We start from the raw sequence: 22325 nt of genomic DNA on the forward strand, positions 1-22325 counted from the left end.
TGTCGTTAGTCGTTGTTGCTGCTGTCAAACAGCTTCTGCTTCTCTTCCTTGGTAAGACTGTCGTATCCGCTCTTGCGTATCTTGTCGAGTATGCGGTCTATCTCGTCTTGGTTGGCTTTCTTCTTGGCGTTGTATTCCCAGTCGGTCTCATGCCGGGTGGCGCCGCCCTGGGGGCCGCCGTGGCTGCCTTGGCCGCCCCTGTCGTACTTTTCGCGGTACTGGTCGAACTTGTTCTTCAGGCTTTCGAAGAACTGCGCGCCGTTGCTCCTGCTGTAGTAGGCGCCGGGATGGCGCTGCCAGTAGCGTATCATGAGGAAGCCGAAGAGCATGCCGCCCAGGTGTGCCATGTGGGCCACGCCGTCGCCCGAGGCGGTGACGGCCGATAGCAGCTCGATGGCTGCGTAGAAGATGACGAACCACTTGGCCTTGATGGGCAGCGGGAGCGGGAAGATGAATATGCGCTCGTTGGGGAATGTCATTCCGAAGGCGAGCAGTATGGCATATATGGCGCCCGATGCGCCCACGGTGGTCCAGGCATTGAGGTACATGGCGTTGTACTTGCCAATCTCGAAGATGTCGGCTATGCTGCCCATGGGGAACTCGCCCTTCATGATGAGGTAGAACTGCACGAACTGGGCTATCTCCTGCATCAGGCCGGCGCCGATGCCGCACGAGATGTAGTAGAACAGGAACTTCTTAGGGCCCCACACGCTTTCCATCACGCGGCCGAACATCCACAGGGCAAACATGTTGAAGAGTATGTGGGTGAAGTTGGCGTGGAGGAACATGTAGGTGAGCAGCTGGTAGACGTGGAAGTCGCTGGCCAGGAAGAAGTGAAGGCCGCCAAGGTCGCCCAGGCTCGGGAACACCAGTGTGGCCACGAATGCCAGCACGTTTATTATCAGCAGGTTTTTTGTGATTGTGGGTGTATTAAACATATCTGTGTCGTTGTGTCGTTTCGTTGTTGAATACTTGTTGTCGGGGGGCAAAATTACTAAAAATATCCGTCAAACTATACTGTACAAGGGCGTTTCGGGGCTTTTTTCAACAAAAAACTCACTTTTTTTTATTTTTTGTTTGTTTTCTGAATTGTTTCTCCTATATTTGCGTGAACAAATCGGGCAATCCTCATTTACAACCATATTTATTTAATAAAAATCAAGTTTATGAACAAGACAGAATTAATCGACAAGATCGCTGAAGGCTCAGGCCTGACCAAGACGGACTCCAAGAAGGCGCTTGAGGCAGCGGTATCGGCCATCCAGGCTGCACTCGTTGCAGGCGACAAGGTTTCACTTGTTGGCTTTGGTACATTCAGCGTGAGCGAGCGCCCTGCTCACGAAGGCATCAATCCGGCCACAAAGGAGAAGATACAGATTGCTGCCAAGAAGCTCGTCAAGTTCAAGGCAGGTGCCGAGCTTGCCGATGCCATCAATTGATCGTGCTCCAGAATAACGTCGGGCAGGTACTCGTGAGAGTGCCTGCCCGATGTGTTTTCATGCCCGGGCTTGCTGCCCGCGGCGTGTCATGGCTGCTTGCCGATGTATGCCAGTATGCCTCCGTCGACGTAGAGGATGTGCCCGTTGACGAAGTCTGAGGCGTCGGATGCCAGGAACACTGCCGGGCCCATTAGGTCTTCGGGTGTTCCCCAGCGCGCTGCCGGTGTCTTCGACACTATGAAGCTGTCGAAGGGGTGGCGGCTGCCGTCGGCCTGGCGCTCGCGCAGCGGCGCGGTCTGCGGTGTGGCTATGTAGCCCGGGCCTATGCCGTTGCACTGTATGTTGTGCTCGCCGAACTCAGAGCAGATGTTGCGTGTGAGCATCTTCAGGCCTCCCTTGGCGGCAGCGTAGGCCGAGACGGTCTCGCGGCCCAGCTCGCTCATCATCGAGCAGACGTTGATAATCTTGCCATGGCCTTTCTTTATCATGCCCGGTATGACGGCCTTCGACACTATGAAGGGCGCGTTGAGGTCGATGTCTACCACCTGGCGGAATTCCTCGACCGACATCTCCGTCATGGGGATGCGCTTGATGATGCCGGCGTTGTTGACCAGTATGTCAATCACGCCCAGCTCCTTCTCGATGTCGGCCACCATGGCCTTCACCTCTTCTTCGTTGGTTACGTCGCAGATGTATCCCTTGGCGTCGATGCCCTTTGCCTTGTAGTCGGCCAGAGCCTTGTCCATGTGCTCCTGGCTGCGGCAGTTGAACGCTATCTTGGCGCCTGCGTTGGCGTATGCCTCGGCTATGGCGAAGCCTATGCCGTAGGCCGCTCCCGTGACGAGGGCCACCTTGCCCTCGAGCGAGAATTTGCTCAGTATCGGTTCCATTGTCTTTTGTTCCTTTCCGTTGCTGTTTGCGTTGTTGTCACTTGAGGTCGGTTATCTTCGAGAAGTCCTGGTCGCCGTAGTCGAGGTTCTCGCCTCCCATGCCCCAGATGAATGTGTAGTTGTGGGTGGCGGCGGCGCTGTGTATGCTCCATTCGGGCGACAGCACGGCCTGGTCGCCCTTCATCCATATGTGGCGTGTCTCGTCCACCTGCCCCATGAAGTGGCATACGGCCTGCTCCTCGGGCACCTCGAAGTAAAAGTAGGCTTCCATGCGGCGGCTGTGCACGTGGGCCGGCATGGTGTTCCATACGCTGCCGGGCGCCAGTTCGGTCATGCCCATCTGCAGCTGGCATGTGGGCAGCACCTGGCTCACGAGCATCTTGTTGATGTCGCGCTCGTTGCTCATTTCGAGCGAGCCCATGTGTGCAACCACGGCGTCGGCCTTGGTTACCTTCTTGCAGGGATACTCCTTGTGGGCGGTGACGCTGTTGAAGTAGAACTTTGCCGGCTTCTGCGGGTCGGTGCTGCAGAACACCACGTCGCGGTCGCCGCGGCCTATGTAGAGTGCTTCTTTGTAGCCCAGGGTGAACGTCTCGCTGCCCACCTTAACGGTGCCTTCGCCCAGCCCGACGTTGAATATGCCCACCTCGCGGCGCGTGGTGAAGTATTCGGCCTTCAGCGGGTCGATGGCCTCGAGCTTCAGCTCTTCGCTGACAGGCATTGCCCCGCCTACTATCATTCGGTCGTACATGGAGTACACCATGTTCACTTCGTCGGCTGCGAACACGCGCTCGATGAGGAAGTCGCGCCTGATGCGCTTGGTGTCATAGCTTTTTGCGTCCTCGGGGTGGGCCGCATAGCGAATCTCATAGTTTGTCTTCATAATCTTAGCTGTTGTTTATGTCTGTTGTCTTTGTTTGTTTCAGCGCTTGTGTGCGTGGCTGTCGGTTGCGCCTGCAGCCCCCAGCATAAGGCAAAGATACTGTTTTTTTGCCGTATGGCAAAATAATGGCCTCACTTTTAGTATATGTTTTCATTTCGCCGTGGCCCCGCCGTGGGCTTGCCGTGGGCGGGCCGCCCATGGTGGCAGGCCGCCGTCAGGCCCGTCGCTCTGTCCGTTGTTTGCAACCATGCCTGCCGTTTGCGGCCGCTTTCGGCCCCGTGGTGTCAGTTTGCCGGGCTGCCGCGCCCTTGTGGCGGCCGTCGGGGGCCGCGTATTGTTGAAAAAAGCGCCCGCCCCTGCCGCGTGTCGTGGCGGGGGCGGGCGCTTGCCGGGCCCTATGCCGCATTGTGGCGGCCGTCACCTGAAGTCGAACCAGAGCTTTATCCTAAGCCCGTCGTCGCCCTTGTTGATGCGTATGCCGCTGGGTTGCGCCTCGGGGCCGAGCTGCTCTATGGGCTTGTATGAGCGCATGCCCGGTATCTCGAGCAGGAACGATATGTCGCCTTCGGGGAAGGGCTGCATCGTGCGCTCGTTGCGGTGCTTGGGCTCTTCGGGCGTGAACAGGCGCAGGTAGAGCCCGTCGGTCTCGCTGTACACCTTGAACGGTGCCGTGTCCGACTGCATCTCGGCCCAGTAGACGTTGGCGTGGTAGCCCTTGAACTCGGGATAGTCGAGCCTGCCGGAGCCCTCGCCGGTCACGGTGTTGTTGTAGTCTTTCTGCCACAGGCCGAACACCGGGCCGCGCAGGCGGTTGCGCCACACGCGGTAGGGGCCCTTGCCAACCCACCGCACGCCCTTGGCTGCCTCTTCGGGGTATGAGAAGCTGAAGCCGAGGTTGCGCACCTTGGGTTCGAAGAACTCGCCACCGAACTTGCCGCCGTCGCGCCGGTTGAGTATCACGGCGTCCATGCCGAGCACCCCTGCGGGCGTCATGCGCCACACTATCGAGTCGGCTGCGCCCTGGTAGCGCATCACCAGCAGCGCGTCGGCGCCTTCCTGGCGGGCCGTGATGCCCTTGAGCTTCATCTTCATGCCCACGGGCAGCGGGCCGTTTGACAGGGGGAACGCCTTTCCGTCGACGGTGACGCTCTTGAGCATGCCATCGTCGGGGTTGAACTCGGCTCGCACCCCGCCCCCCTCAAGGGTTGTGCCATCCGCCGTGGCAGCCCGTCCGGCCACTGCCGCAGGCTTGGCCAAGGCATAGTATTCGTCGGCGTAGCGCATGGGGTAGGCCCAGGTGTTGATTGTGTCGCCCGCCGCCGTGGTGGCCACCAGCGTGAGCACGTCGCCCTCGGCAAAGCCTTCGGGCAGCGTTATGGCGGCCGTGCCTGTCTCGCCCGGCGCGATGTCGGGCAGCGCCACGGTGCCCTCGGCAACGGTGCGCCCCCTGTCGGATGCAGGCGAGGGCAGCGTGGTCACGCTGTAGCTCATGCTGCACTCGGTGAGTCGGCTGAACAGGAAGCGGTTGGCCACCTTGAAGCGCCCGTCCCACTGCGGCCTGACGGTCATGGGAGCAATCTGTATGGGCGACCAGACGTCGCGTATGGTATACCAGCTGCCCTCCTTCTCGCGGTGCGGGCCCACTATGCCGTCGGGTGCGTTGGGGCCGTCGGTGTCGATGCTGTCGCCCCTGTCGGTGCGCATCACGCCCTCGTCGGCCCATGCCCAGATGAAGCCGCCGGCGAAGAGCGGGTTGCGTGACCACTGCGCCCAGTACTCGTCGAGCGACGCCCCGCCGCCCTTGTCATACTGGCTGTGCAGGAACTCGGTGGGCATGAACACCTCGGTGCCGTTGTGCAGCCGCCCGGCGCCGGTCTGGTAGGCCGGGTAGTGGTGGCAGTCGACGCCGTTCCACAGTGCCCACGGGTGCACCACGTGGCGCCGTTGCGGGTCGAGTTCGGCGAATAGCGGGTCGAGCTTAAGGTTGTTGCCGCCCTCGTTGCCGTTGCCCCAGACGAAGATGCAGGGGTGGTTGGCCTCGGCGGCCATCATCTCGCCCAGTATCTGCGTGCCGGTGGCGGTGCTGTAATGGTTCTGCCAGCCCGGCAGCTCGTTGAAGTATAGCACCCCGAGCGAGTCGCAGATGTCGAGGAAGGGGCTTCCGGGCGGGTAGTGCGAGCGAATGGCGTTGGCGTTCATGCCCTTGATGAGGCGCACGTCGGCTATGTCGCGCCTCTTGTCGGGCGTGCGCCCCGTCTCCGGGTAGAAGCAGTGGCGGTTCACTCCCTTGATGTTCAGCTTTGTGCCGTTGAGGTAGAAGCCGTCGCGCGGTCGGAACTCGATGGTTCGGAAGCCCACGCGCTCGCTTGTGCGGTGGGCCACCGAGCCGTCGGGCGCCACGAGGCTGAGCGTGAGCACATACATGTTGGGGTGCTCGGGGTCCCATGGCTTCACGCCATCGAAGCGCAAGGCCACGCGCTGGCGTTTCCCGGAAGTCAGCGAGACTGATTTTTGCGGTGATTGTTGGGCGGCTTGGCTTTGCAGGGGGCTTATCGAGGCGGCCAGCTTGTAGCCGTCGGCTAGGCCCTCTGTGGTGAGGTCGAGCGTGAGCGTCCCATCTGCTTTTGCGTCAATGCCGGTGTGGGCAATGTGCGTCTTGGGCAGCGCGCGCAGGTAGACCGGGCGGTAGATGCCGCCGAAGAGCCACCAGTCGGCGCGCCGTTCGGCGTTGTTTACCGAGCTGTCGTCCGACTGTTTCTTCACCGTCACCTCGAGCGTGTTCTTGCCTCCGTAATCTATCAGCCGGCTTATGTCGTAGGCGAATCGCGTGAAGGCCCCGCGGTGGGTGGGCCCGGCTGTCTTGCCGTTGACGCTCACCGTGGCGTCGGTCATCACGCCGTCGAACACTATCTCTACCTTCTTGCCCTGCCATGCGGCCGGCACGCGGAACTCGTGGCGGTAGCGCCCTGTCTCGGTGCTGGGCTTGCCGCCCGGTTTCTTGTACCACCTGCCGTAGGTGTATTCGCCGAATCCCTGCTGCTCCCAGCACGAGGGCACGGCTATCTTGCGCCACTTGCCGCTGTTCTGGCCTGCCGAGCAGAAGAATTTCCACTCGACGGTGGCCGACGCGTCGCGGCCAGAAAGATACTGTACTTCAGTGTTTTGGGCTGCTGCCATGGCGCAGCAGCCCAACAGTGAAAGCGTTATGATGTTGTGTTTCATTTCTCGCCGGTTGTAGGGAACAGGTAGAACTTTCGGTCGGCGTCGTAGTCAACCATCCACTGGTCTACCACGATGTGGTTGTCCAAGGCCTTTATCTCGAGCTTGTGCGAGCCTGCCGCCAGCCCGGGCAGCTTCAGCGTGCGCACGGCCTGGCCCCTGAGCACGTTTTGCTTCCAGCCTTCCGAGCGGAACTTCTCCTTCAGCGTGTAGACGGTGGGCTCGGCCCCGTCGACGCTTACGCTGAACCTTATGTCGCCTTTGTCGTTGGGTTGTGTCGGTATGAGGGCTGTGCGGAGCACGGCGTCGCCGTCTTTAGCCGTGGTGAACGTGTATGTCAGCGTGCCGCCCTTGGGCAGTGCCACGGCGTTCATGCTGTGGCCCAGCATCTCGACGGGCTGCGCCCCCTCGGTGGCCTGCTGGTAGTCGCAGGCGTTGCGGGTGACGGTGCCGTCGGCTTCCACCGGGTGGGCCTTGCCGACGGGGGCTTTCGCCAGCCACTCGTCAACCTCTTCGTCGGTCAGCATGGTGGGCAGCAGTGGCGCTCCATGGACAGGCAGGTCGCGCGGCCGCATGTTCATGGAGCGGTTCCACTTGCCACCAGACATTCTCTCATTGTAGTATTCCGTCAGTTTCCTTATTTCTTCGTATGCTTTCTGGCTCTTGGCCACGGCCGTGTAGAGCGCGGGGTTGCTGTCGAGCATGCCTTTCGTGGTGCTGCCGTTGGCCATCTGGCGTGCGCGCTGGGCCTCGAGCATCTTGCGGGCGTGGGCCTCGGCTGCCAGCACCGGGTACTTTATGGCTGCGAAATAGGCGTCCTTGAGCTCGGGCCGCACCAGGGCCTCGGCCTCGCCCACCGTCTTGGCCACACCGGCGTAGCGCTCCAGGTACCTGTCGAGCTCGCCTCCGAAGGCCGTCGTGCTGAACTGTGTGTTGCGCACGGGGCTCAGTCCGCGGTCGAAGGTGGCCTTCGACAGCTCTGTCTGGCTCCACCCCATGAACTCGGGCCGCCGCTCTCCGCACAGGCGGTAGAACTCGTGCATGGCGGGATAGAGCTTGTTGCCGGCTTCGTTGCCGAACTGCCGGCACAGCCATGCGCGGTAGTGGTCGGCTATGGTCGAGGCGCTGACGCTGTTGATGTCCCATGCCATGTCGAGGAACAGTTCGAGGTCGTAGCCGGCCACCTTCGGGTCGTGCACGTTGACTATCCATATCTTGCGCACGTTGTGGTCGTAGGCGGCGCGCATCTCGTTGTATATCAGCCCCGGCTGGGTGGTGGTGAGCCACAGGTAGTCGTGGGGGCGGCCCCAGTAGCTAAGGTGGTAGTATACGCCGCCGCCTCCGCTGCGCCGCTGCTCGGCCTCGTCAGACAGGCGTGTCATGTATCCGTAGTTGTCGTCGCACCACATCAGCGTGACATAGTCGGGCACCTTGAGCCCCCGCTCGTATATCTCGAGCACCTCTTTGTAGGGCACGAACACCTGCGTCTGCTTCTCGGGGTCGCCTATGTACTTGCCGAGCAGCTCCTGCTGGTCGTCTATCACCTGCTGCAGGGCTTGGAACTTCTCGTCCATGGTCTTCACGCCCTCCATCGAGCCGTCGTGTATGCCGCGCATGCCGATGGTGAACATGTTGCCGCCGGCCGAGCCCTTCACTTCATTGAGCCGCTCTATCCAGTACTGCTGCACGGCGTCTTTGTTGGTGATGTAGTTGAAGCGGCCGCGCTCCTTGGTGTCCCACTCGTCGACGTTGTTCCTCAGCAGCGGTTCGCAGTGGCTCGTGCCAATGGCTATGCCGCAGCTGTCGGCCATGGCCTTTGCCCCTTTTATCTTGAAGAACGCCACGGTGCCGGTGTGCATGCCGGGCCAGATGGCGTTGGCGCGCAGGCGCAGCAGCAGCTGGAACACCTTCTTGTATGTCTTCGGCCCTATCTCGCCAAACTTGCCCGGCTCGTAGTTGCCGTAGCTCCACGGGCGCAGCGACCAGTCTTCGTCGTTGAGGAATATGCCGCGGTACTCTACCGAGGCTCCCTGCAGCGTCTCAAACTCGCTGTCGATGGTGAGCCTCTGCCTGCGCTCGGGCACCACGTCGCCCCACCACACCCACGGGCTGACACCCGCCATGCGCGACATCTCCAGCAGCCCGTAGGCCGTGCCTCGGCCGTTGGTGCCCACGATGGTCACCTGGCTGCCTTCCACCGAGATGTGGAACCCGTCGGTCTTGCCCTCAAGCTCGTCGACGGGCACGCCGTTCTTTTCCAGCTTCTTGCGCACAGCCGACGTGGCCTTGTCGAGCTCAACCAGCCGTATGGCGGCACTGCTTTCGGGGGCGGCCACGGCCTTGCGACCTGTCACGGCCTCCATGTCGGATGCAAACATCTGCAGGGCTATGCCGACCACTGGGTCGGTATTTTTCTGCACGCTGTAAGTCACGGCCTTTGTGCCGTCGTACCACTCAACTTCGGCGGCCGTCGCGGTCGTCATTGAGGCCACCGTCAGCACTGTAAGTGCCGTCCTTCCAATAGTCTTCAGTTTGGTCATTTGTAGAATATCAGTTATTGGTTTTATATCGATGTGCCGCCACCGTCTGTGGCGGTGGGCCGTTTTCAGGCTTTGTCCTGTCCGGCCCTTAAGCAGTTTGTTTCAGTTGCAATGGCCCGCCCTTTGGCCGCGGCCGTGGCTTGCCAGTCTGTCTTGGTTGGCTTTCTTTCCGTGTCGATGGCGCCCGGGTGGTGGCGAGCCGTGTCGCCCCTGTGCCTGTTGCCTCCTTGTCTTCCGCAAGTGCATTGCAAACGGGCGCGATGCAACATTGGTCGCACATTGCCTGTTGCCGCCTTGTCTTCTGCAAAGATACGACAATCATGCCTGCCATGCAATATCCCAGGGTGTAAAAATCTATGCAAACGGTTGCATTCGGCGGTGCCGCCGCGGGTGTTACGTGGCAGCCGGCTGTCCGGTGGCGCTTGCTTGCATATCTGCCTGTGGTGCAGGCCTTTGCCGGGGGTGGCGCCGTCGGCCTGCGAAAAGGGCCGTTTGGGGTGGCCGTACGGCCCGTTTTGCGGCCTGGCGGGGGCCGTTTTGCAGGGCGCGGCCGTAGGGCCGGGCCACCCGATAAACATAGGGTGCTTAAGCGTACAGGGAGTCAGGGAGTTGGGGAACAGTGGCATTATTCAATGAATTGTTTTATAAGTTAATGAGTTATGTGGAGTCAAGGAGTTAAGACAATGGTTTTGGTGGCATGGAAACCCTGGGGGCATGGGGAGCGTATTGCAGAAAGAGACAGTCAATGCTATTGTCCTCTAACTCCTTGTAACTCCTTCTGCCTTCCTCTAACTCCATTATACACAAAAACTATTGTCTGCACTCCTGTACTCCTGTACTCCTGCACTCCTAAAAAAAAAACTGGATTTGTCTGCTGAGCCGTAGGGCCGGGGCGCCTGGCGGGCAGGCCCGGGCATGGAAAAAGCCGGGGGATGCAGCCCGGCCCGGCCCTACCGCCCGTTGCGGTTGCCTGCCTGCTGCATCCCCCGGCTTGCTCTTTCCCTGCGGGGCTATTGTTGTGCCGGCTTGCTGCCTTCGCCTTCGGCAAAGGCGGCCGCTTCGGCCATTGCTATTATCTCTTCGCGCGACATCTCCTTGGGCGTGGCCGTGATGTCCGACAGGTCAAACTCGTCGTGGTCGTCGGCAGCCTCGGCCTGCTTGGGGGCCTCGGCCGGTTTCTCGGCCTGCGGCTTGCGCCTCTTGGGCTGCGCGGCGGCGGCCTCAGCCTTGGCTATGATGAAGTCGGCCTTGTCGTCGGTGGCGGGCACGGTGGCCACGGGCTCCTCTTCCATCTTGGTGCGCTCGGCCTTGGCGGCGAACACGGCGTCGATGAATTGCGGCTCGCGTCGGAGTTTCTGCAGTGCCTCCTTCGACGCCAGCTGCTGGCTTTCTTTCTTTGAGTATCCCTTGCCTGTGCCGGCTTCCTTGCCCTCGATGACGGCCTTGTATACAAACACCGGGCTGCTGTTGTCTTCCTTCGACTGGCTCACGAGCGCGAACTCGAGGTTGACGCGGTTTTTCTGGCTCCACTCTATCAGCTTGCTCTTGAAGTTGACCTCTTTGTAGGCCACCTTGTCGATGTTGATTATCTGCGACAGTATGCGGTTCTGCATGAACCGCATGCAGGCGTCGTAACCCCTGTCGAGGTAGATTGCGCCCACCAGTGCCTCGAAGGCGTTGCCCCCCATGTAGCTGTTGTGCGCGTTCGAGTGGGTCGACGAGAGAATGAGCTGGTTGATGCCCATCTCCTGGGCCAGCCTGTTGAGCGTGTCGCGCTGCACGAGCTTGCTTCGCGTGTTGGTCAGGAAGCCCTCGCGCTTGCCCTCGAAGTGGCGGTATACTATGTCGCCCACCACGGCGTCGAGTATGGCGTCGCCCAGGAACTCCAGCCTCTCGTTGTTCAGCGGGCGCCCCTTGGCGTTGCGCCGTGCCACGCTCTTGTGCATCAGCGCCAGCTTGTAGTGCTCAATGTTGCGCGGGTAGAAGCCCATGATGGCCCTGAGCGAAGAATAAAGCTCCTTGTCCTTGCGGAAAGGGAGCTTTATCCTGTCTATCAAGTCACTATTCAGCAGCATATTTCTTGAATATGACGCAAGCGTTGTGGCCGCCGAATCCGAACGTGTTGCTCATGGCGGCGCGCACCTCGCGCTTCTGTGCCTTGTTGAAAGTGAAGTTGAGGTTGTAGTCTATCTCGGGGTCGTTGTCGCCTTCCTCGTGGTTGATGGTGGGCGGCACGATGTCGTTCTGCACAGCCAGCACGCTTGCCATGGCCTCCACGGCGCCGGCGGCTCCGAGCAGGTGGCCCGTCATCGACTTCGTAGAGCTGATGTTGAGCTTGTAGGCAGCGTCGCCGAACACCTGCTTGATGGCCTTGGCTTCCGACACGTCGCCCACGGGCGTCGATGTGCCGTGCACGTTGATGTAGTCAATGTCTTCAGGCTTCAGGCCGGCGTCCTGCAGGGCGCGCTCCATCACGAGCTTGGCTCCGAGACCCTCGGGGTGGGATGCCGTGATGTGGTATGCGTCGGCGCTTTCGCCCTCGCCCACCATCTCGGCGTATATCTTGGCTCCGCGGGCCTTGGCGTGCTCCAGCTCCTCGAGTATGAGGCAGCCTGCGCCCTCGCCCATGATGAATCCGTCGCGGCTGGCGCTGAACGGGCGCGAGGCGTGCTCAGGGTCGTCGTTGCGCGTCGACAGGGCGTGCATGGCGTTGAACCCGCCCACGCCGCAGGCGCAGATGGCGGCCTCGGCGCCTCCGGCCAGTATCACGTCGGCCTTGCCCAGGCGCAACTGGTTGAAGGCGTCGGCCAGGGCGTTGGTCGACGACGCGCAGGCCGATGTGGTGGCATAGTTGGGGCCGTGGAACCCGAAGTGTATCGAGATTTGGCCGGCGGCTATGTCGGCTATCATCTTCGGGATGAAGAAGGGGTTGAACTTGGGCCCGTCTTCCTTGTGGGCGCCGTAGTAGCCAACTTCGTCCTCAAAGGTCTTGATGCCTCCGATGCCAACACCGAATATCACGCCGACGCGGTCTTTGTCTGTCGCATCCAGGTCCATGCCGCTGTCGTTGACTGCCTGGATGGCCGAGATGAAGGCCAGCTGGGTGTAGCGGTCCATCTTGCGGGCTTCCTTGCGGTCTATGTAGTCGTTCACGTTGAGCCCCTTCACCTCGCAGGCAAAGTGGGTCTTGAACTTGGAAGCGTCAAATAATGTAATAGGGGCGGCTCCGCTCACTCCGTTGACCATGTTGTTCCAGGTCTCTTCGGGAGTGTTGCCAACCGGTGTCACGGCTCCGAGCCCTGTTACAACAACTCTTTTTAGTTCCATGCTATGAATTGAAAAAAGAGAATTCGGAAATGAGAATCATGCGCATGCCGGGGCAAACAGCCACCAGGCAATGGCCATAACTCTCATTTCCCAATTCCCGGACGGTGAGAAAAATTTATTTTGCGTTCTCTTCGATATAGGCTATTGCGTCGCCAACAGTGGCAATCTTCTCAGCCTTATCGTCGGGAATGGAAATGCCGAACTCCTTCTCAAATTCCATGATGAGCTCAACAGTGTCCAGAGAGTCGGCGCCCAGGTCGTTTGTGAAACTTGCTTCGGGCTTTACCTCTGCCTCGTCTACACCAAGTTTGTCTACGATGATTGCCTTAACTTTTGATTCAATTTCTGACATGATTGTAAATTTTAAAATGTTAATAATGACTTCTATTCTCAAAAAATTCGGGTGCAAAGTAACTAATTTTTATCCACTTACGCAAATAATTTGGGTAAAAAGCATCTGTTTTTGCACAAAGATATGGTGATTGTGCAACTTTGGCGAGCTTTTTTGATGCTTTTTTCTGTCTGTTGGCCGGTTATTGGCCATAATTCATTATCTTTGCATTGCCCAAGCCGCACGATGCCTGTTGTGTGGCTGCATCGTTTTGTACATATTTTATATAAGGGCGCGGGGCATCGCGGGGCCTATGTGGCCGGCGGCGCCCCGGCCGCACAACGATAGTCTGAAGTATGAATATAGAGAATGTACATCTTGTTTATTTCAGTGCGACCTACACCACCCGCAAGGTGGTCAGGGCGGTGGCCGCTCGGCTGCCGGGCACGGTTGTTGAGCACGACATCACGGCCCTCGAGCCGCCCGACGACGTGGCGCTCTCCGACCGCGGCGACCTCATGGTGGTGGGGGTGCCTGTCTATGCCGGGCGGGTGCCTGTCATGGCGGCCGACGCGCTGTTGCGCTTCCGCGGCAGGGGCACCCCGGCCATTGCGGTGTGTGTCTATGGCAACCGTGCTTACGACGACGCGCTGGTAGAGCTGTGCGACCTGCTCGGCGACGGCGGCTTCGGCGTGGTGGCGGCGGGGGCCTTTGTGGCCCGGCACTCCATATTCACGTCGATAGCGGCCGGGCGCCCCGACGAGGCCGACATGGCCGCCATAGGTCGCTTTGGCGACGCCTGCGCCTCGCTGCTGGCCTCGCTGCCGTCGGTATACGGGCTGGTGCCGCCGGCCGTGCCGGGCAACAGGCCCTACAAGACGCCCGGGGCCATACCCATCTACCCGTCGGGCAGCCGCAAGAAGTGCACCCATTGCGAGCTTTGCGTGCGCCTGTGCCCTGTCCATGCCATCTCGCCATTGCGGCCCACGCGCACCGACGGCAACATATGCATGTCGTGCGGAAGGTGCGTCGAGGTGTGCTCCCAGCACACGCGGTGCTTCTCGGGCATGATGTACAAGATGGCGCAGCGCAAGATAACCAAGCTGTGCCGCGAACGCAAGGAGCCCGAGTGGTACCTCGCCGGCCGCTGACAGCCCCGCTCCGGGGCTGTCGCCTGCCGGCAGCGCTGTCAGAACCCGTAGATTTCCTTCAGCTTCTGGCCGAGCCTCTGGCCCCGCAAGTCTACGTCGACAATGCGCCCGGAGCCGTCGACGAGTATGCTCGACGGTATCGACCGTATGCCGTAGGTAGACGAGCCGGCCGAGTTCCAACCCTTCAGGTCGCTCAGCTGGGGCCACTCCATGCCCATGCTCTTGATGGCGTCCTGCCATGCCGAGGCGTCCTTGTCAAACGATATGCCCACTATCTCGAAGCCTTTTGGGTGGTATTTCTTGTAGTTGGCCACCACGTTGGGCATCTCCATGCGGCACGGCCCGCACCAGCTGGCCCAGAAGTCTATCAGCACATAGCCGCCACGGCCGCACCACTCGCTGAGCTTGCGCGCCTTGCCCGATGTGTCGGCCATCTCTATGTCGGTGACCATGGTGCCCGGCTTGCGCTTGGCTATGCTGGCCTCCATGTCGGCGAGCGCCGTCTTGGCGTTGTTGAGTAGCGGGTGGCCGTAGTATGGTGCTGCCGGGTCGAGCATGCCTTTCAGCGTCTGGTAGTCGGTGGCGCGGTAAATGTTGTCTATGAACACGGCCGCTATCAGGTTGTCGCGGTTGCTGTCTATTATCTCCATGTAGAGCGCCACCATCGAGTCCCTGAGCGCGTCCATCTGCGCCGACAGCCTGCTCTTCTCGGCCTGGTCGGCGGGCGTGGTGCCCTGCATTATCTTCTCAAACTCATTGTATATTTCCATGCCGCGGTCGTCGAGGGCCTTTATGCGGCGGTATTCGCCGAAGAGGCGCTCGTTGAGTGGCGAAGCCTTGGCCTCGAGCGTGCGCATGTCTATGTCGGCGGGCGTGCCGTCGTTGAACAGCGTCCATCCCTCCTGCCTGTCGGCCACGGTAAGCGCGGCGTTCAGCTGCCGCCTGCCGCTCAGCTCAAACCGCCCGCCGCTCACGGCCGCGCTGTCGGCGGCGTCCTTTTCTCCGGCCACATACAGGTATATGGTCTGCGCGCCTTTCGGGGCGGTGCCTGTTATTTTGAATGTTGTGTCTTGTGCTTGCGCCGTAGCCGATGCGGCCAGGGTCGCGGCCGCGAGGGCCATCCTCTGTATTGCTTTCATCTGTCTCGTGTTTTGTTTGTTATGCCGTCGGTGCCGCTTTCCGGCGCCGGGCGTGCCCGGCAGCCGTTTGCCGGTTGCGGCTTGTGTCGCACAAAGATAGTCGAAAAAATCGTCATCGGCCAATGCCGCGCCGTTTTTCTTCGGTAAAAAGTGCCCTGGGGCCCTTTTGGCCGCTATTTCGCAGAGTTTTGTTCTTATTTTTATTCCCGCAGGCTTCTAATCAGATTATTTTGTATATATTTGCATCGCCAACGGCCCCGGGGCGTGATTGGCGGGGCCGTGCCGGCGGCAGGCCTCCCTCTGGCGGCGTTGTTGCCGCAGTGCTTTATTGTTGTCAATTACGGAACGAAAGAGTTTGTCATAATGAATTTTGCTTATCACGCTATATACGCAGTCTGCTGCCTGGTGTCGTTGTTGCCGCTCAGGGTGCTCTACTGTTTGTCAGACGTGCTGTTCTTCATCGTATACCATGTTGTGAAATACCGTCGCCCGCTTGTCAGGAAAAACCTCACCGACTCGTTTCCCGACAAGACGGCAGAGTGGGTGGCAGGCGTGGAGAGGGCCTTCTACGCCTGGCTGTGCGACTATTTCGTAGAGACGCTAAAGCTGCTCACCATCAGCAAGCGGCAGATAAGCCGCAGGATGCGCTTCGTGGGCCATGAGCAGCTGTCGGAGAGGCTGCGGCAGGGCAAGACGTGCTCGCTATACCTGGGCCACTATTGCAACTGGGAGTGGATAACGTCGCTGCCGCTGCTGGTCGACGAGGGCATCTGCTCGCAGATTTACCACCCGCTCGAGAACCGCGGCATCGACATGCTCTTCCAGCGCCTCAGGAGCCGTTTCGGCTGTACGAACATCGAGATGGACAACTCGTTCCGCACCATCGTCACATGGAAAAAGCAGCAGAGGCCAAACATCGTGGGCTACATTGCCGACCAGGTGCCGGGGCTGCACAACGTGCACTGCTGGGTCGACTTCCTCAACCACGACACGCCGGTGTTCACCGGGGCAGAGAAGATAACCATGCTCACGGGCGCCGAGGTGTTCTACGCCGACATAGAGCGTCCCAGGCGGGGCTACTACGTGTGTACGTTCAAGCCCATGCCGCTGCCGCCGGGCGGATATGTCAAGTTCCACTACACCCGCCTTTACTTCAGTATGCTCGAAGACAGCATACGCCGCGCGCCGCAGTACTGGCTGTGGAGCCACAACCGGTGGAAGCGCACGCGCGAGCAGTTCAACAAAGAGTATTCGGAAGAGGAGCGCAGGCGGATGCTGAGCAGGCTTTGAGGGCATGAAGAAGACGTTTGTGACATACGGCGACGACAACTACCGCGAGTCGCTCGAGAGGATAGGGCGCGAGGCCCGGGCCACAGGGGTGTTCGACTCCGTGAGGCTCTATACGCCTGCCGACCTGCCCGAGCCGTTTGCCTCGTACACCCGCGACTATCCACGCGGCGGGGGCTACTGGCTGTGGAAGCCCTTCGTGATTGTCAGCGAGCTCGACCGTGCGGCCGAGGGCGACATTGTGGTGTATGCCGACGCCGGGTGCACGCTGATGCCCCACGCCGACTGGCAGCGCTATTTCGACGCCGTCGACGGGCGCGAGGAGCTGTTCTTCCTGGCCGAGGGCAAGAGCGCCAAGTGGTGCAAGAAAGAGGTGTTCGACTATTTCGGCACCAGGCGCGACGCATGGAAGAACGCCAGCCAGGTGCAGGCCACGTTCATCATCGCCCGCAAGAGCGGGCGCAACGAGGTGCTCAGGCGGTGGTACGACCTTGCCGTCGCCCACCCCGAACTGTTCGTAGATGCCGCAGCTGGTTCTGAGCAACATCCCCGCTTCCGCGAGCACCGCCACGACCAGGCCGTGCTCACCGCCTGTGTGTGCGCATCGGACAGGCCGCGCGCCTTCCGCCTCGACGTCGAGAAGGTGGAGCGCCGCCATGCCGGCGGCCAGGCCGTGTTTGCCTCGCGCATATCCAACGGGCAGGTGCGGGGCAACGGCCGTGTCAAGGGGCGGCTTGCCGGATGGTTGGAGCGCCTGTTGGTCAACCCCCTTAAGGTGGCCTCGGCCCGCCTGCTGTTTGCCCTCTCGCGGGGCTGACCTTGGCTGCGCATCTCATTGCCGATTCTTTTGCCGCCGCGCGCCGCGCAAGTGCCATTGCCATTTGCGCCCCGTAGACCACCCCGTCCGGCCTTCAGTCTATGTATTCCACCCTTGGCCTGAACGTAAAGCCCGCCAGCAGCCCCTTGCGGCAGGCTGCCAGCAGCTTGCGCTCCTCGTCCTTGGGCAGTTTGCGCCTGCGTATCTTTCGGGCGTGCAGCCGCAGGGCGTTGAGCTGCGAGAAGAAGAAGGCCAATGCGCCTTTGCGCTCGCGGCGCATGAACGACTGGTTGCGCTCGCCGTAATACAGTTTCCATGCCGCCGCCGCCGGCACCGTGTCTATCGACGCCGCATAGTTCTCGGCCGTCTTGTGGGTGGCCACGCTGCCATCCACCAGCAGCCCGGCATATCCGTGGCGGGTTATCCGCTCGGTGTATTCGGCGTCGTCGCTCCAGATGAAAAACTCCTTGTAGGGCAACCCAATCTCGCGCGGCAGCGAGCCGCGGACGAAGAGCGACACAAACGACGCCCCCTCTATGGGCTCCGCCCCGCAGCCCTCGCCCAGCCCGAGCCTTTCGAGCGCGGCCTTGCGACGGGCCTCGTCGTCGATGCGGCCGGGCAGGTTCATCAGGTGCTGGCTGCCGTCGGTCCACACCACCTTGCTGTTTAGGAAGCCCACGCCGCTGCATCCCATGAACGGCACCATGCGCTCCACGGCGTCGGGGGCGGGCACCGTGTCGTCGTCCATCACCCATATCCATCCCGGCGAGCACAGCGCAGCCCTCCTGATGCCTTCGGCAAAGCCCCCGGCCCCGCCCGTGTTGGTGGCCAGGCGCACTGTCTCTATGGCCTTGTTGCCGCCTATCGACGCCAGGTATTCGGCCGTGCCGTCTGTCGAGTGGTTGTCTATTATGATGGTCTTGCGCAGCGGGCACGTCTGCCCCATCACCGCCCCGACCGTCTCTTTCAGCAGGGCGAGGCGGTTGTAGGTCACAATCACGCCTACCACGTCTGTGTTTCCGATTCCGTTGTCCATTTGTTCCTTTGTTAAGAAGTGGTCATTCCATTGGCCGCCATAGTGCATTCAGCCTGCGTTCGGGTTTGCCCTCACATTTCCGAGTGCAGCTTTATCGTATGCAAGGATAATGCAAACTAGCGGAGAGAGAGCTTGCTCTCAGTCTTCCGAGTGCAGCTTTGTCGTATGCAAGGATAATGCAAACGAGCGAAGAGAGAGCTTGCTCTCAGTCTTCCGAGTGTAGCTTTATCGTATGCAAGGATAATGCAAACGAGCGGAGAGAGAGCTTGCTCTCAGTCTTCCGAGTGTAGCTTTATCGTATGCAAGGATAATGCAAACGAGCGGAGAGAGAGCTTGCTCTCAGTCTTCCGAGTGTAGCTTTATCGTATGCAAGGATAATGCAAACGAGCGGAGAGAGAGCTTGCTCTCAGTCTTCCGAGTGTAGCTTTATCGTATGCAAAGATAGTGAAAAAAGAAACACGTGGAAGATGTTTACTGTAAAAAAGTATGCTTTGAAACCGGATGGCAGCGTGCATGGCGGTATGCAGTGGCAAGCAGCTGCCGGGCGACGGGCCGTAATGCGGCAGCGTTTGTGCCGTTTGGGAGCGCAAAACGGCCCGTTTGACATCGTAATACGTGCCGTTCTGCACTGCGGAACGGCACATGTGGCCCACACCGTGGCTGGCCTACATGGCTTTGGCACGTGTTCTGGGTGGTGAATATGGCGCAGGCCGGTTGTTGGCGGCCGTTGTAATGTAGGCGGCAGGCGGAGAATATAGTATGCACATCGGGCCGCCGTTCGTTTTTTTTTATTACCTTTGCCGCTGTATAACAACGACCGACAGCCAATGATATTCGTAAAAGGCTATGGGCAGATGTGCAACAACTGGTTGCAGTATGCCCACATCTATGCATGGGGCAGGGAGTACGGGGTGCGCACAGTGTCGATGCGCTTCGCCTACAAGTACCGCTATTTCCACATCTGCGAAACGCCGTGGCACAACCCCGCCACCTATCTCGCGGCCAAGCTGCTCATAAAGACAAGGCTCATACGCTGCCTGTGGCTGCAGCACCCGCGTCAGCGCACCGACCCCGAGGTGCACCGCCTGCTGAGCCAAAGCCGCCTGATAGCCGCCGACGGCTGGAGCTTCCGCCACCCGCAGCTGTTCATGAAATACAGGGCCGAGATAGCCTCGCTCTTCGCCTTCCGCCCCGCCAAGGTGGCGGCCAAGGCGGCATGGCTGCGCTCGCTGCCCGAGGCCGACGTGCGCCTGGGCCTGCACATACGCCGGGGCGACTACGCCCGCTGGCAGGGCGGGGCCTACTTCTTCTCCGACGACGAGTATGCAGAGCGCGTAAGGCAGTTTGCGGCCCTCTTCCCGGGCAAGAGGGTGCAGGTGCTCGTGGCCACCAACGATCCCCGGGTCGACATAGGCCTGCTGCGCAGCCGCTCGGGCGTGGCCGACATGCACCTCACACGGGGCAACCCCGGCGAAGACCTCTACCTGCTCTCAGAGTGCGACTACATCATGGGGCCGAAGAGCACCTTCTCGCTCGTGGCCGCATTCTACCACGACCGCCCGCTCCACTGGATTGCCCCGGATGACGGAGTGATAACCGAAGACAGCTTCTGCCGCTTTGCCGACGTGTTCATGGACGTGTGAACAGAAGGCGTTATTGTAGCATCATTAATATATAGACAATGGGAAAAAGTATCAGCACACCTTCGACTAGCATAATAGTCACTACGTATAACAGGCCCGACGCCCTGAGGCTTTCGCTTGAGAGCATGCTGAGGCAGACGGTCGCGCCGGATGAGATTATCGTTGCCGACGACGGCTCCACCTGCGACACACGTGCGGTTGTCGAGGCGTTGGCGGGCAAAAGCGGCATACCCGTGCTTCATGTCTGGCAAGAGGACAGGGGCTTCCGCCTTTCGGCCATACGCAACAAGGCCATAGCCAGGGCGTCGGGCGATTACATACTGCAGGTGGACGGCGACGTGCTGCTGGGGCGCCACTTCGTCAGCGACCACCTTGAACTGGCCGAACGGGGCTTCTTCGTGTGCGGCAGCCGCGTCAGGCTCTCGCCCGAGGTGACGCGCCGCGTGCTCTCCGACGAGCATTTCAGGCCCACGCTGTTCAACATGCCGCTGAGCTTTGCGGCCAACAGCCTGCGCTCGCGCTTGCTGAGGCACTGGATGGCCACCCGCTACGGCCGCCGCATAGACCACCTCAGGGGCTGCAACATGGCTTTCTGGCGCGACGACCTGATACGGGTCAACGGCTTCAACGAAGACCTCACGCAGTGGGGCCACGAAGACGGCGAGATAGCATTCCGCCTTCACTTTGCAGGGGTGGGGAAGAAGTCGCTCAAGATGGGCGGCTGCGTCTACCACCTTTACCACCCCGAGGCGTCGCGCTCGGGCGAGCAGCGCCACCTCGACGAGCTGGAGAGGGTGAAGCAGGGGCGCATAAGCCGCTGTGACAACGGGATAGACAAATACCTGAAACAATAACAAGAACAGACATGAACACACTGCGCGTAAGGCTTCAGAAACTGCTGGCCACCTGCGTCTCGGCGCTCATACCCGCCAGGGAGGCGCGCCACCGCGTGCGCTACTGCCTGCATCCGCTCAACGACCGTCGGTGCGTGGCCTATTTCAAGAGGCGCTACGTTGAGCGCACGCCGCCCGCAGCATTGCCTGTGGAGCGCAGGCGCGAGCCGTCGGAGGGGGTGGAATATATATGGCAGTGCTGGCTGCAGGGCGAGGAACGAATGCCCGCCCTTGTGCGCCGCTGCCTCGACTCCGTGCGCCGCCATGCCGCCCCGGGGCAGCAGGTGGTGCTCGTCACCGAGGCCAACTATTCCGACTATGTGGCGCTGCCCGAGGGCATCAAGGCCCTGCGGCGCGCCGGGCGCATTGCCGACGCCCAGTTCTCCGACCTGCTGCGGATATGGCTGCTGTCGGCTTACGGCGGTTTCTGGATTGACGCCACCTGCCTCATGACCGCCCCAATACCCGAGAGCATATCGCGCGCCGGTTTCTTCGTGTTCCACTCTGAGGGCGAGTTTGGCTATACGCTAATACAGAGCTGCTTCATCAGGGCCGCGGCGGGCAACTACCTCATATGCCGCTGGCGCCAGCTCATGGAGGAACTGTGGGCCTCCGACGCCCGCCTGCTGCACTACTTCCAGCTCCACCTTATGTTCAAGGCCATGGTCGAGGCCGACCCCGTGGCGCGCGAGGAATACGGGCGCATGGCCCGCGTGGGCGAGGCTCCCACCCACGTGCTGCTGGGATATATGAAGGAAGGGCGGACTTACGACGGCAAGCTGATGGCCGAGGCCGCCAGTGGATCGTTCATCCACAAGCTGACATACAAGATAAAGCCCGACGGTGGGGCACACCCGCCAACGTTCACCGACCGGCTGTGGAACGGCCCTGAGCCTTAGGCAAGGGCGATGTGGGCCGTGGCGGCTCACTGCCTGCGGCGCTCCTCGATGAGCTTGGCCACCACCGCAAACTGGTAGACGGCGTCGAGCATGGCGTGGATGAGGCCCGCCCGCCCGTCGAGAAATCCCCTCTTTATGACATACGACTTGAAGAAACGGAACGCGGGGCGCACCAATAGCGCCGCCGTGCCGTAGCCCTTGTGGCGGCGTCGCGGCAGTTCGTGGTCTGAATAGGTGTCGGTCTTGCGCAGTATGGTGCCCACGCTGTCGTTGGCCAGGTGGTCGAAGGCCAGGTCTTTTCGGTTGCGCGGTATGCGCCCCACGCGGCCCTCCACCTGCGGGGCGGTGTGGATTACGGGCGGCCACGTTGTGACCGACTTCCTGAAGAAGCGCAGTATGTAGTCGGGGTAGCAGCTGTGCAGGAAGCTGCCCATGAAGTAGTTCTTCCTCGGAATCCACAGTCCGTCGGGGCATCCGTCGCTGCCAATGATTTCGTAGAGGTAGCGGCGCAGCGCCTCGGGCACAAGCTCGTCGGCGTCGACCACGAGCACCCACGGCCGTGAGGCCTGTCCGATGGCAAACTGGCGTGCGGGCTCCACTATGTTGCACCCCCGTTTCTCGAACGTCACCACCCTGCACCCGTGTCGGCGGGCAATGGCCACCGTGTCGTCGGTGCTTTCCATGTCGCATACCACCACCTCGTCGAAGCCGCCGACCGACTGCAGCACCCTGTCGAGGTGCCTCGAGGCGTTGTAAGTGTTGATAACCACCGATATGCCATCGGCGTGGCTTTCATTTCCCATATCTTTGTTGTTGAGTTACTGCCTTGTG

The 22325-nt window shown here is 60.8% G+C and carries 18 protein-coding genes; 7 read left to right on the plus strand and 11 right to left on the minus strand.

The annotated features are described in order from the left end of the window. Positions 1 to 5: 5 nt before the first annotated feature. Entirely contained in the window at positions 6 to 938 is a 933-nt protein-coding gene (locus H6B30_RS13800) for a rhomboid family intramembrane serine protease (RefSeq protein ID WP_205111579.1), read from the minus strand. Positions 939 to 1166: 228 nt separating this feature from the next. Here H6B30_RS13800 and H6B30_RS13805 point away from each other — a divergent pair, with 228 nt between their 5' ends. Continuing rightward, entirely contained in the window at positions 1167 to 1439 is a 273-nt protein-coding gene (locus H6B30_RS13805) for an HU family DNA-binding protein (protein WP_205111581.1), read from the plus strand. Positions 1440 to 1525: 86 nt separating this feature from the next. Here the strand turns inward: H6B30_RS13805 and H6B30_RS13810 are convergent, their stop codons facing one another. From H6B30_RS13810 to H6B30_RS13840, 7 genes are all read right to left on the minus strand, one after another. Further along, positions 1526 to 2317, minus strand: coding sequence for a gluconate 5-dehydrogenase (locus H6B30_RS13810; RefSeq protein ID WP_394802236.1), 792 nt, complete (start codon positions 2315 to 2317; stop codon positions 1526 to 1528). Positions 2318 to 2366: 49 nt separating this feature from the next. Then, positions 2367 to 3212, minus strand: a complete 846-nt coding sequence (gene kduI, locus H6B30_RS13815) for a 5-dehydro-4-deoxy-D-glucuronate isomerase (protein WP_205111584.1) — start codon at positions 3210 to 3212, stop codon at positions 2367 to 2369. Positions 3213 to 3629: 417 nt separating this feature from the next. Continuing rightward, positions 3630 to 6434 carry a glycoside hydrolase family 2 TIM barrel-domain containing protein gene (locus H6B30_RS13820; protein WP_205111586.1) on the minus strand — a complete coding sequence of 935 codons (2805 nt, stop codon included), beginning with the start codon at positions 6432 to 6434 and terminating at the stop codon, positions 3630 to 3632. Beyond that, entirely contained in the window at positions 6431 to 8971 is a 2541-nt protein-coding gene (locus tag H6B30_RS13825; RefSeq protein ID WP_205111588.1) for a glycosyl hydrolase 115 family protein, read from the minus strand. The genes H6B30_RS13820 and H6B30_RS13825 overlap by 4 nt, the downstream gene beginning before the upstream one ends. A gap of 1010 nt (positions 8972 to 9981) precedes the next feature. After that, a complete protein-coding gene (gene rnc / locus H6B30_RS13830; protein WP_421930519.1) occupies positions 9982 to 11046 on the minus strand; it encodes a ribonuclease III in 1065 nt (354 codons plus the stop codon). Next, a complete protein-coding gene (gene fabF, locus H6B30_RS13835) occupies positions 11033 to 12298 on the minus strand; it encodes a beta-ketoacyl-ACP synthase II (protein WP_205111590.1) in 1266 nt (421 codons plus the stop codon). The genes rnc and fabF overlap by 14 nt, the downstream gene beginning before the upstream one ends. A gap of 115 nt (positions 12299 to 12413) precedes the next feature. Beyond that, positions 12414 to 12650, minus strand: a complete 237-nt coding sequence (locus tag H6B30_RS13840) for an acyl carrier protein (protein WP_004383083.1) — start codon at positions 12648 to 12650, stop codon at positions 12414 to 12416. Positions 12651 to 12985: 335 nt separating this feature from the next. On the opposite strand from H6B30_RS13840, the gene H6B30_RS13845 reads away from it, so the two are divergent. Further along, positions 12986 to 13780 carry a 4Fe-4S binding protein gene (locus H6B30_RS13845; RefSeq protein ID WP_205111591.1) on the plus strand — a complete coding sequence of 265 codons (795 nt, stop codon included), beginning with the start codon at positions 12986 to 12988 and terminating at the stop codon, positions 13778 to 13780. Between the two features lie 38 nt (positions 13781 to 13818). Here the strand turns inward: H6B30_RS13845 and H6B30_RS13850 are convergent, their stop codons facing one another. Beyond that, positions 13819 to 14919 (minus strand): TlpA disulfide reductase family protein, encoded by a 1101-nt coding sequence (locus H6B30_RS13850; protein ID WP_239484059.1) that lies wholly within the window; start codon positions 14917 to 14919, stop codon positions 13819 to 13821. 363 nt (positions 14920 to 15282) lie between these two features. Here H6B30_RS13850 and H6B30_RS13855 point away from each other — a divergent pair, with 363 nt between their 5' ends. Further along, positions 15283 to 16209 carry a lysophospholipid acyltransferase family protein gene (locus H6B30_RS13855; protein ID WP_205111593.1) on the plus strand — a complete coding sequence of 309 codons (927 nt, stop codon included), beginning with the start codon at positions 15283 to 15285 and terminating at the stop codon, positions 16207 to 16209. A gap of 4 nt (positions 16210 to 16213) precedes the next feature. Next, positions 16214 to 17023, plus strand: a complete 810-nt coding sequence (locus tag H6B30_RS13860; protein ID WP_205111595.1) for a hypothetical protein — start codon at positions 16214 to 16216, stop codon at positions 17021 to 17023. A gap of 94 nt (positions 17024 to 17117) precedes the next feature. On the opposite strand, the gene H6B30_RS13865 is transcribed toward H6B30_RS13860, so the two are convergent. Continuing rightward, positions 17118 to 18059, minus strand: a complete 942-nt coding sequence (locus H6B30_RS13865; protein WP_205111597.1) for a glycosyltransferase family 2 protein — start codon at positions 18057 to 18059, stop codon at positions 17118 to 17120. A gap of 827 nt (positions 18060 to 18886) precedes the next feature. Between H6B30_RS13865 and H6B30_RS13870 the strand changes: the two genes are divergently transcribed. The 3 genes from H6B30_RS13870 to H6B30_RS13880 are packed head-to-tail and all read left to right on the plus strand — an operon-like array spanning position 18887 to position 21494. Beyond that, entirely contained in the window at positions 18887 to 19702 is an 816-nt protein-coding gene (locus H6B30_RS13870) for an O-fucosyltransferase family protein (protein WP_205111599.1), read from the plus strand. Positions 19703 to 19740: 38 nt separating this feature from the next. Next, on the plus strand, positions 19741 to 20556 hold the full coding sequence (locus tag H6B30_RS13875; protein WP_205111601.1) for a glycosyltransferase family 2 protein: 816 nt from the start codon (positions 19741 to 19743) through the stop codon (positions 20554 to 20556). A gap of 11 nt (positions 20557 to 20567) precedes the next feature. Further along, on the plus strand, positions 20568 to 21494 hold the full coding sequence (locus tag H6B30_RS13880; RefSeq protein ID WP_205111602.1) for a capsular polysaccharide synthesis protein: 927 nt from the start codon (positions 20568 to 20570) through the stop codon (positions 21492 to 21494). Between the two features lie 26 nt (positions 21495 to 21520). Here H6B30_RS13880 and H6B30_RS13885 read toward each other — a convergent pair whose 3' ends face one another. After that, complete coding sequence (locus H6B30_RS13885; protein ID WP_205111604.1) at positions 21521 to 22297, minus strand: glycosyltransferase family 2 protein; 777 nt, start codon at positions 22295 to 22297, stop codon at positions 21521 to 21523. Positions 22298 to 22325: the final 28 nt, after the last annotated feature.

The sequence above is a fragment of the Marseilla massiliensis genome, from assembly GCF_016899955.1.
In the GTDB taxonomy this organism is placed as follows: Bacteria; Bacteroidota; Bacteroidia; order Bacteroidales; family Bacteroidaceae; genus Prevotella; species Prevotella intestinigallinarum.

Coding starts and splice junctions, on each gene's coding strand:
- H6B30_RS13800 (WP_205111579.1), bottom strand. CDS start 938: ATGTTTAATACACCCACAATCACAAAAAACCTGCTGATAATAAACGTG.
- H6B30_RS13805 (WP_205111581.1), top strand. CDS start 1,167: ATGAACAAGACAGAATTAATCGACAAGATCGCTGAAGGCTCAGGCCTG.
- kduI (WP_205111584.1), bottom strand. CDS start 3,212: ATGAAGACAAACTATGAGATTCGCTATGCGGCCCACCCCGAGGACGCA.
- H6B30_RS13820 (WP_205111586.1), bottom strand. CDS start 6,434: ATGAAACACAACATCATAACGCTTTCACTGTTGGGCTGCTGCGCCATG.
- H6B30_RS13825 (WP_205111588.1), bottom strand. CDS start 8,971: ATGACCAAACTGAAGACTATTGGAAGGACGGCACTTACAGTGCTGACG.
- rnc (WP_421930519.1), bottom strand. CDS start 11,046: ATGCTGCTGAATAGTGACTTGATAGACAGGATAAAGCTCCCTTTCCGC.
- fabF (WP_205111590.1), bottom strand. CDS start 12,298: ATGGAACTAAAAAGAGTTGTTGTAACAGGGCTCGGAGCCGTGACACCG.
- H6B30_RS13840 (WP_004383083.1), bottom strand. CDS start 12,650: ATGTCAGAAATTGAATCAAAAGTTAAGGCAATCATCGTAGACAAACTT.
- H6B30_RS13845 (WP_205111591.1), top strand. CDS start 12,986: ATGAATATAGAGAATGTACATCTTGTTTATTTCAGTGCGACCTACACC.
- H6B30_RS13850 (WP_239484059.1), bottom strand. CDS start 14,919: ATGAAAGCAATACAGAGGATGGCCCTCGCGGCCGCGACCCTGGCCGCA.
- H6B30_RS13855 (WP_205111593.1), top strand. CDS start 15,283: ATGAATTTTGCTTATCACGCTATATACGCAGTCTGCTGCCTGGTGTCG.
- H6B30_RS13860 (WP_205111595.1), top strand. CDS start 16,214: ATGAAGAAGACGTTTGTGACATACGGCGACGACAACTACCGCGAGTCG.
- H6B30_RS13865 (WP_205111597.1), bottom strand. CDS start 18,059: ATGGACAACGGAATCGGAAACACAGACGTGGTAGGCGTGATTGTGACC.
- H6B30_RS13870 (WP_205111599.1), top strand. CDS start 18,887: ATGATATTCGTAAAAGGCTATGGGCAGATGTGCAACAACTGGTTGCAG.
- H6B30_RS13875 (WP_205111601.1), top strand. CDS start 19,741: ATGGGAAAAAGTATCAGCACACCTTCGACTAGCATAATAGTCACTACG.
- H6B30_RS13880 (WP_205111602.1), top strand. CDS start 20,568: ATGAACACACTGCGCGTAAGGCTTCAGAAACTGCTGGCCACCTGCGTC.
- H6B30_RS13885 (WP_205111604.1), bottom strand. CDS start 22,297: ATGGGAAATGAAAGCCACGCCGATGGCATATCGGTGGTTATCAACACT.